Below are 9,276 nucleotides of genomic sequence, written 5' to 3' on the forward strand. Positions count from 1 at the left end.
TCATTCTCGGTGGGTTTCTGTTTCGTCCGGATTGGCATCCCAGGTTGCCGGAAGCATTGGCGCAGTGGGACGCTCGCTCAACGGGTCGGTGGCGAACTCGGTGAGCCCCGCGGCGGTGACACTGCGAGGTCGGGCTTCGGTTCCGGCGAACCCGATCGGTCCCGCACCCCGGTCTGATGACGAGGTGGTCGGTTGCGGGTCCGGTTCGGCTGGCGGCCGGGTGCCACTGTCGAGGTCCATGTACTCGTCGCGGTGGGCGCGGTCCTTGACTCGTTGGGACCGCCGGCGGCGAGCCCGCTCCTTGGCCTGCACCGAGGACAATGCGGCAGCCGCGGGAGCGGTTTCAGGGACCAGCGCCTTGTTTCCGCTTCCCTCGATCAAGGTCGGGCCGGGTCCGTCGTCGGGGTCGGCGGCGGCGACGGCATAGAAGATGCCCTGTGCTGCGGGAACGGGGGCCGTCGCGGACGCGGCGGGTGCTGCGGGGGCGGCGGAGGTGGCCGGTGCAGGCGCTGCGGGGGCTGGTGCGGTGGGTGCCGTCGAGGAGATCGGCCAGAGGCTCTGCTGCGGTTGGGCCGGCAGCGCAACCGGTTCGGGAGCGACATCGGGTGGCATGTTCGGCTGCAACGCCAGCAAGCCCAGCAACGGCAAGCCAGCAGCCGCCAGCGCAGGAATCAACAGCGGTGAGGCGAGCGCCAACCCCCAGGTGGTCCAGCCCAGGGGCTGCACGATCACCTGATAGGCAAGCGCGGACAGTAGCGGCCCCCACGTTACCCACGCCTGGGCCGGATTGGTCAGGAAGTCGACGATCATCTGCTGGATGCTCTGCACCGGATGGGTGAGGAAGTCCCAGATCAGATCACCACCCGTAAACTTCTTGATGAACGCCTCGAGCAAATCAACGATGATATTCGAATTGCTCAGCGCGGATCCGGATTCGCTGGCCTGCGGTGCCGCGGTCGAGGCGGCCATCGCCGACATCGCCTCTGATCCTGGCAACACGATCGTCGGAGCAGGCGCAGTCTGCGGCGCCGCGGCCAGCACGGTGCCGGCAACGGCCTGATAGACGCCCATCGCGGTGGCGGCCTGGATCCACATCCGGACGTAATCGGCCTCATTGACGGCGATCGGGATCGTGTTGATACCAAAGAAGTTGGTCGCCATCAGCACGCCGTGCACGGTGTGATTCGCGGCCAGTTCGGGCAGCGTCGGCATGGTGGCCAGCGCGGTGCTGTACGCCGCGGCAACGGTTTGATGTCGAGCGGCCGCACCGGCGCTGTTCACGCTGGCCTGCTCCAGCCACGCGAGATAGGGCGCGTGCGCCGTCACGTACTGTTCGACGCTGGGACCTTGCCATGCCCCGGCCTGGACCGCAGCCAGTATCTGCGTGAGTTCTGCGGCCGCGGCCGTGTATTCGGCGCTCAGCACCTGCCACGCCGAGGCAGCGGCAAGCAGCTCACCGGCGCCGGGTCCTGCACTCAGCAGTGCCGAGTGCACTTCCGGTGGTGAAGCAAGCCAGATGGGCGCAGTCATCAGCCTCCCCGTGCGATCAGGTAGGTCGTGGCCGCCGCGGCATCGGTGGTGGCGTAGCCGGTTCCCGACTCGCCGATCGCGATACCCGACCGCCCCAGTTCGGTGACGCCTTGAGCAGCCACGGCGGTGTGCTCGAGGCCTTGGGCGCTGAACCCCGCGGCGGTCTGCAGCGAGACGGGGTCGGCCGCAGGGGGCACCACCGCGGTGATCAGTGGCGTGGCGGCAGCGTGCGCGGCGGCCAGTCGCGCGGTCAAGGCCTCAACCGCGGCGCTGGCCGAGGCCAGTCCCTCCGGAATGACACGTAGAGTCATGATGGGTTGTCCTCTCCGAACCGAGCGCGAGATGCGCTGTGCGCGTGGGTGAATGGATTCACGAGCTGAATGTGATCGACTACGTCGCTATCGCCGAGCAACATTCCGCGTCCGGCCGGCAACCTGGTGAACCGGTGCCCGCGGATCTTGGCGCCGTCGGCGGGATTGCCCGACAGCATTACCACCGTCGACTGCAAGTCGCTCATTCGGCGCAGCAGCGGGTTGGTCATCAGCGCGTGCGCCGATCCACCTGCCCGGCCGGTGACGACGACCCGTAGCCCGAGGTCGCTTGCGGCCGAGAGCAGTCCGAGCAGCGGCGTCCATGGACGGTGGCCGGCGTAGGGACCGCTCAGCGCCGGGCCGTCGGGGATCTGGTCGACATCGTCGACGATCAGATAGTGGGTGTGCGTTGAACCGGCCTGGGCGCGGTAGTTCCAGGTGGCCAGTTCGGCCGCGGGCGAGCCCGCCGGCGGCCGGCGGCCTTCGATCAGTGCCGCAAGCCCCATCACAGCCGGGGTGACCCGGTCGATGTTCGCGCTGTACTCGTTATCGGCGAACAGCGGCTCGTCGACGAGGTGCAGGCGCCGGTCGAAGACGGTGAACGCGACGTCCGCGGCGGTCGAGTTCTCCCGGATGGTACGGATCAGATGACGCAGCAGCGTGGTCTTGCCGGACTTACTGTCACCGAACACCATCAGCAACGGATGCTCGGCGAAGTCGTGGACCACTGCGGCGAGATCCTGCTCGCGTTGCCCCAGCACGACCCGTTCGCCGCCGCGATACAACGGCGCCACCTCGGCGGCCTCGAGATCGGCGGGCAGCAGCCGCACGGGCGGCGCTTGCAGTCCCGGGTACGCGGCATTGATCGCCGGAATCTGCGCCATATCGGGTTCGGCGAACAGGAAGTGCTCCCCCGCCATGGTCAGCCCGCGGCCCGGCTGGTCGTGCGGCACCGATTCGGCGGGCCGGCGCAGACCGTCGGTCGTCCGCACATTGCTGTCGCGCGGATCGGGCAGGCGCAGCTCCAGGCGCAGCCCGAGACCGTCGCGCATCGCCAGGGGCACCTCCAGCCAGTTCGGTGTGGTGACCACCAGGTGGATGCCATGTGCCAGACCAGTATTGGCCAGTTCGGTGACGACGGCCAGCAGCGGGTTGCGGGTATTGAACTGGTCGGTGTTGTCGCGACCAAACGCGTACAGGTTGTCGATCACCAGGAACACCTCGCCGTACTCGTCCTGGTAGCCCCCCTGACCGCCGGCATTGCGCTGCCGCGAGCGCAGCAGCTGCTCCAGTTCGCCGAAAGTGCGCCGGATCCGCTCGGGTTCCAGTGGCGAGGCGACGCTACCCACATGGGCCAGGCCGTCCAAGCCGCGCAGCCGCCCGCCGCCGTAGTCCAGGCAGTAGAACGTGACATCGCGCGGCGAGTGCAGTGCCGCGGCCGACAACACGAATGTCAGGAGAGCTGTGGACTTTCCGGACTTCGCACCACCGTGGATCAGCATATTGCCCGCCGAGGACCCGGCCTCGAAGATCAGCGGGTCGCGGCGCATCTCGAAGGGTCGATCGATCTCGCCCAGCGGCCAACGCCACTGCCGCGGCGTCACCGCGGCGCCCGCCAGCACCCCGTCCAACGGAAGGGATTCATCAAGCGGTGGCAGCCACAGCGCCGGCGCCTTCGGACCGTACTGGGCCAGCTGAGTGCCGATGGTGGTGATCAGCTTGCGGGGTGGCAGCCCCGCCGGCGCGACCTCGGCATCGGACAACACCACGATGTCCTCGGCCAACGCGGTCGGACCGGCCGTGAACGTAACCGGTTCGGGAGTCGCAGGCACCACGTAGGACGTGACGGGGCGTGGCGGATCGTAAATTCCGTCGACGTAGGTGCTGCGGAATTTGATCGGCGCGGCTCCAGGTGAGGGCACTAGGAAACCGACTCCCTTGTGCTCCTTGCCCGACTCGATGTGATAGGCGTCCTCGACGCCGATGATCTGCCGGGACGCCGCGGCGCTGGCCACTTTGAGGCCGATCCGGTAGGAGGTGTTCTTGTCGATATCGCGGATGCGGCCGATGTCGAGCGTCTGCGAAGCGAACAGTATGTGGATCCGGAACGAGCGACCCTTGCGGGCGACATAGTCGAACAACTCAGCGTATTCGGGGTGCTCGGCCAGCATCAGGGTGAACTCGTCGGCGACCACGAACAGCGTGGGCAGCGGCGGCAGGTCGATCCCCGCCTCTTCGGCAGCCGGGCGAGCGGCCTCGTACTCGGTCACCGAGCCGAAGGCGCTGCCCTGGACACGCCGTCCGAAATCGCGGAGCAGACCCTCCCGGCGAGCCACCTCACCGCGCAGGGTGTCGGCGAACCGGTCGGCCAGAGACTTCTTCTCGGCCATATTGGAGATCACGGCAACTACCTGAGGGAAGTTGCGGAAGATGTCGGCTCCGGCCTCGCCCTTGAAGTCGACGTAGATCACGATCAGTCGGTCGGCGGAGTGCGTTGTCAACAGCGACAAGAGGATCGACATCAGCGTCTGGGACTTGCCCGACCCGGTCATGCCGATCATCAGACCGTGCGGCCCCATCCCGCCTTCGGCCTCGTCCTTGAGGTCGAAGTACAGCGGCACTCCGGTCGCGGTGACACCGATCGGCACCCGCAGCTCCTCGTCGCGCGGCCGCGGTGCCCAGACATCAGCCACGTCGAGTGCAGACGCGTCAGGAATGCCCATCAACGTCGTGAAGCTCGCGCCCCTGGTGGCCGGTGAGCGCAGTCCGGCGTGGGTCGGGTTAGAGTCCCAGCGCGCCAGCCCGCGGGCCAGGTGGACCGCTTCGGCTGGTGACATCCGGTCGGCGCGGTCGACATACGGCTGCCAGCCACCGGATTCCCACCGCTGGATCGAGCCGTCGGTGACCTGAAAGACGGGCCGTTCCGGATCGGGGTACTGACCAGTGCGCGGCACGGAATCGGCTGCAGCGGTGTAGATCACTGTGACGCCGGACAAGCCGGTCGCCAGAACCGAGTCTTCCGGGGTGTGGTCCGGATCGTCAATGACGATCAGCAGGTGGCGCAGCGGGTCGCCCGCGTCGACGCCGAACAACGGACGCTCGGCCAGTGCCGGCCCGATTGAAGCGATCAGGTCATCGGTGTTGGCCGCCAGGTACCGAGCCGGCCCGCAGCCGTCGAGCTGTCCGGGAATATCGCTGTGCGGCAGCCATTTCAGCCATGACCAATCCGGTGATTCCAGATCGGGACTGGCCAGCGCAATGCCGAGGGAGGCGGCGTCCTGCCAGGTGACGGCCTGGCTCAGCCACGCCCGCAGCGCCGCTCTGACCTCGGCGGCGTCACCGACCACGGTAATTCGCGACACCGCCTTCAGGTCGATACCCCGCGGCGCATCCCGAACAACGCGCTGAGCGTCCAACAGCGCGCGTAATGCGCTGTGCGACACCGGCTCCAGGTCCACCTCGTCCGCGGTGTCTTTGACTCGCAGCGTGGTGTCCAGCGGCACGGTGTGCAGCCCGGCCCGCACCACCAGGAAATCACTGTCGTGCGGATCGCGCTCCCATTGCCGTCGGGATCCGGGGATCGCGGACAACGCCGCAGGGTCAGGGTGCGACCACAGCAACGCGGCCCGCTGTGCGGTCGCCTCGGTGCGCACGTTGTCCCTGATCACCGACAGGTAGCGCAGGTAGTCAGCGCGTTCGGCGTCGACTTCCTCGGTGCGCATCTTGTTGTCGGTACCGCGGTAGAGCGCGGTAGCGGCCAACAGCAGGACGAAGGGGAAGAACAGCGTCTGTGGCGAGATCAGCCGCATTCCGGTGGCGACCATCGCGACGATCATGCCGACGATCAGAAAGACGATGAGGAACGGCAGCGCACGGCGCAACAGCGACGGTGGCACCACCCGGGGCAACTCTGGCGGGGGCTCGATCACGATCGCGCCCTTGTGGGTCTTCGGGCCGGGCATGCGCCGGCCCGCCTCGAAGATCAGCCGGCTCATCGGGACTCCTGCGCCAGGGCGGGTCCGACAGCGTCGTAGGCGACCAACGCATCGGATTGGGACAGCGCCGGGCCAGGCGCAAAAAGGGTCAATGCCGACCACGGGACCGGTAGCGGCGGCTGGGTCAGACCCAGTGCGGCGAGCGACTTTTCGGCCATCTGACGATCGCCGCCGATCCCGTACCGCACCCCGGTATCAGAGACCCAGAACAGTGACCCGGCCGGCGGCGAGGCAGGCTGCTGACCGACGGTCTGCACGAAGTAGCCGCGGCCCGGAGGCAACGCGACCCGGGTCGCCGTGCCCGGGTTGGCGCCACCGACGAGATCCACCGACCGCAAGCCGCTGGGCAGCGGCAGCATCGAACCCGATAGCAAGGTCAGCGAACTGGTGGTAGCCCCATCGATTTTCGTCCACTGCGCGCAGGTCACCGGCGCGTCGGCGGCGGCGACCAGTTTCACCGGGGCGGCCGGAAACGCGGCCACGTCCAGCAGCGACGAGACCGGCAGCCGGGCAATGTCATCGGCATCGAGATGAGGCGGCTGCGCCAGCCCGTAGGAGTTGGAGTTACGCAGGACCGCAGCCAGCACCGGGCTGATCGGTTGTAGACCATCGGGCAATACCGCGTAGTTCATCGGGGTGGCGTCATTGCCATAGGCGATCACGACGGCGCCGATCGGCGCCGCAACCGGCAGCGGATAGCCGGTAGGCAGGCCGGCATCGGGAATCTGAGGTACCCGTAGTGCGGGAGCTTCCGGCACCGCGTTGAACAGGCCCGGCGCGATCGAGCGGGGTGCGGGTGAGGTGGCAGGCAGGCCGAGCGCGTCGGTGACTGCCCGGTCGGCGAGGTCGATGGCGCTGCGGCGACCATCCCACAGCAGCCAGGCTCCGTCGGCGCCCTCGGTCAAGATCGCACGACCGGCAGGCAGCGCATCGGCACGCGCGCCGCCGCGATCCACCGGTCCAGCGATCACCGTGATGCCTGCGGCATCAGCCGGTCCACCGGCACCGTCGCAGACCGTCCATGCGGCATCGCGAGATGGGTTCTGCACCATACGTTCCGGAGCGCCGGGTATGCCGATCAGGCTGCCGCGGGCGATCTTGTCCAGCTGCTCACCGCTGACGGTGGTCGGGTCCACCGGCTTCCCAACGGCCAGCCGCGCCGAGGTCAGGTTGAGGACCGGATGTAACCGGTCGTCGAGGCGAACGTAGAGCGCAGACGTGGCACGGTCGGCCAGCACCGGGTCACTGCCAGGCACGCCACCCGGACGCAGCACCGAGAAGACGAGACAGCCCACAACCGCGGTCACCGCCAGCAGAACCCCCATCAAGACCGCGCGGGACTGGCTGCGCAACGGGTCGACCAGCATCCGGGTGTCATGTAAAGCGAGCCCGGATGCGATGCGGCGCATGATGAATCGCCAGCCGGTCACCTGATGACGGGTGATGAAGCCGCGCCGGTAGGTGACCCGCTCGGGGTTGTCGTTGGCGGGTGTACGTGACGAAAAGGACCGGCGATCGTCGCCTGCCTCGCTCATGCGACCCCCTCGCAGGCTCGGGCACCGCGTGTCCGCTCTTGATTCGCTCCGCAAGCGTCGCTCATGCGGGCACCGTCAGGCCAAGACCACGCAGCAGCGGCACCACGGAGCCACGCACGTCTGCTGCCGTGATGGTCATCATCTGCTCGTCGGTGAAGTCAGCACCGCCCAGGTCTGTGTGGTCCAACCTGAATTCTCTTTCCTCCTCGGAGCGTTCGACGACATTGCGGACGAACCGGCCATTGCCCGCAATATCGAGGCTGCGCCGTTCCACCCCGGTCGAGTCGGGGGTCGTCGAATTGGCCAATTGAGTGAAAAGCTCCTCGAGGTTGCGCCGTGCCGCGGGCTCGAACACGCTGTCGCGATTCGCGGCCATCGTCACGGCGATCTCAACAAGCTCCTCGGCCGAATAAGACGGAAAGACAATGCTGCGGGTGAACCGCGATCGCAGGCCTTCGTTGGTGTCCAGGAACCGGTCGAGGTCGGCGCGGTAGCCGGCGATGATCACGACCAGCCGGTCGCGGTCATTTTCCATCCGGGCCAGCAGAGTGTCGATGGCCACCAGACCGAAGTCGTTCTTGGCGCCCGTGGCGACCAAGGCGTAGGCCTCGTCGAGGAACAGCACCCCGTCCAGTGCGCTGTCGATGATCGCGTTGGTCTTGGCCTCCGTCTCGCCGATGTGCTGACCGATCATGTCGGCCCGGTGCACCTCACGGACGTTCTCCCGCTTGAGCAATCCCAGACCGCAATAGATCTTGGCCACCACCCGCGCGATAGTCGTCTTGCCGGTTCCGGGCGGACCCGCGAACACCAGATGATGGGTCCGCTGGGCGACGGCAAGGCCACGCTCTTCGCGCCGCAATGCCATTGCCACCGAGCTTTTCAGCCGGGAAACCTGATCCTTCACCTCATCGAGGCCGATGAACTCGCCGAGCTCGCGCTCAGCCTCTTCGAGCAACGCTGCTTTGCGCTCGCGCGCCTCCGGGTCGATGAAATCCTCTGCGGTGGGCTCTGTTTCGATATCCCATGGATCCGTTCGAGCGTCGATGCGGGCCGCGGTGGTGGTGACGATGCCAAAGGTCGGATCGGACAACGCGTGCTCGACCTGCTCGTTACCCGGGTTCGCCGCGTACAGCTCCTGCAGCACATCGGCGGCGGTGTCTTCGTCACCATAGGCGCGCAAGGACAGCGCCTTGGCCAACGCACCGTCGAGGGCAGCCACGTCAACCGGTCCTTCGGGCTCCTCGAGATAGGACAGCGCTGGGGCGAACATCCCCAGCCGGGCCAGGGCCACCCCGAGGGAGACCTTGGTAGCGTGGGCGAACAACGGGTCCAGGCTGGGGTCGTTGACCACCGGGGTCAGCAGCTTGACGACGTCCGACCAGCGCTGCGCGCGAGACCGCAGGGCCACGTCGACCCAGCGCGCTTCATTCCATTCCGGCCGTCGGGTGCGGATCTCGGACACCACCTGGTCGGCGGCGTGGAATTGTCCGTCGATGCCGAGTGCGGCCGCGTGCGCCAGCCGGAAGTCGTCGGCGGCGGTGGCGCGGAATCGCAGGTACAGCCCGGTATCGTAGTCGAACCCCAGTGCCCCGGCGGGCAGCTCGATTCGCCGCTGCAGCACACCGCTGGTGTCGACGGTACGGACGATTGCGTCGAGCACATCCAGCGAGGTGCAGCCGGTCGCCGCCAGCCCGATCCAGGCATCGCACTGGTCGTATGCCACGCGGGTAAGTTCGGTGAACGCCCGGCGAGCGGCCGCCATGTCGGCCGGCCGGCGCCGGTCGTAGACCGGCAGGCCAAGCGCCTTGCAGCAGGTCGCGAACCTGCTCACCAGGTCTGCGTCGAGGCGCGCTGCGCGCACTCTGGGGGTCACCACTGCGTTGTCCATGAGTATCGTTCCGG

Annotated in this window: 5 protein-coding genes; all 5 read right to left on the reverse strand. The window is 67.6% G+C overall.

The window, feature by feature from the left end; all coding sequences use genetic code 11:
* The 5 genes from G6N38_RS08905 to eccA all read right to left on the reverse strand — a co-directional run bounded on the left by G6N38_RS08905 (window position 1) and on the right by eccA (window position 9,262).
* Window positions 1-1,530 (reverse strand): PPE family protein, encoded by a 1,530-nt coding sequence (locus tag G6N38_RS08905; protein WP_163747198.1) that lies wholly within the window; start codon window positions 1,528-1,530, stop codon window positions 1-3.
* Window positions 1,530-1,841: a PE family protein gene (locus G6N38_RS08910; RefSeq protein ID WP_163747199.1), complete on the reverse strand. Its 312-nt coding sequence runs from the start codon at window positions 1,839-1,841 to the stop codon at window positions 1,530-1,532. The genes G6N38_RS08905 and G6N38_RS08910 overlap by 1 nt, the downstream gene beginning before the upstream one ends.
* The gene (gene eccCa / locus G6N38_RS08915) at window positions 1,838-5,836 is read right to left on the reverse strand and encodes a type VII secretion protein EccCa (RefSeq protein WP_163747200.1); all 3,999 of its coding nucleotides are present in this window, start codon (window positions 5,834-5,836) and stop codon (window positions 1,838-1,840) included. The genes G6N38_RS08910 and eccCa overlap by 4 nt, the downstream gene beginning before the upstream one ends.
* Window positions 5,833-7,371: a type VII secretion protein EccB gene (gene eccB / locus G6N38_RS08920; protein WP_163747201.1), complete on the reverse strand. Its 1,539-nt coding sequence runs from the start codon at window positions 7,369-7,371 to the stop codon at window positions 5,833-5,835. Before eccB ends, eccCa begins: the two co-directional genes overlap by 4 nt.
* A gap of 61 nt (window positions 7,372-7,432) precedes the next feature.
* Window positions 7,433-9,262 carry a type VII secretion AAA-ATPase EccA gene (eccA, locus tag G6N38_RS08925; protein ID WP_163747202.1) on the reverse strand — a complete coding sequence of 610 codons (1,830 nt, stop codon included), beginning with the start codon at window positions 9,260-9,262 and terminating at the stop codon, window positions 7,433-7,435.
* Between the last annotated feature and the right edge of the window lie 14 nt (window positions 9,263-9,276).

The sequence above is a fragment of the Mycolicibacterium helvum genome (assembly GCF_010731895.1).
Classification (GTDB): domain Bacteria; phylum Actinomycetota; class Actinomycetes; order Mycobacteriales; family Mycobacteriaceae; genus Mycobacterium; species Mycobacterium helvum.

Coding starts and splice junctions, on each gene's coding strand:
- G6N38_RS08905 (WP_163747198.1), bottom strand. CDS start 1,530: ATGACTGCGCCCATCTGGCTTGCTTCACCACCGGAAGTGCACTCGGCA.
- G6N38_RS08910 (WP_163747199.1), bottom strand. CDS start 1,841: ATGACTCTACGTGTCATTCCGGAGGGACTGGCCTCGGCCAGCGCCGCG.
- eccCa (WP_163747200.1), bottom strand. CDS start 5,836: ATGAGCCGGCTGATCTTCGAGGCGGGCCGGCGCATGCCCGGCCCGAAG.
- eccB (WP_163747201.1), bottom strand. CDS start 7,371: ATGAGCGAGGCAGGCGACGATCGCCGGTCCTTTTCGTCACGTACACCC.
- eccA (WP_163747202.1), bottom strand. CDS start 9,262: ATGGACAACGCAGTGGTGACCCCCAGAGTGCGCGCAGCGCGCCTCGAC.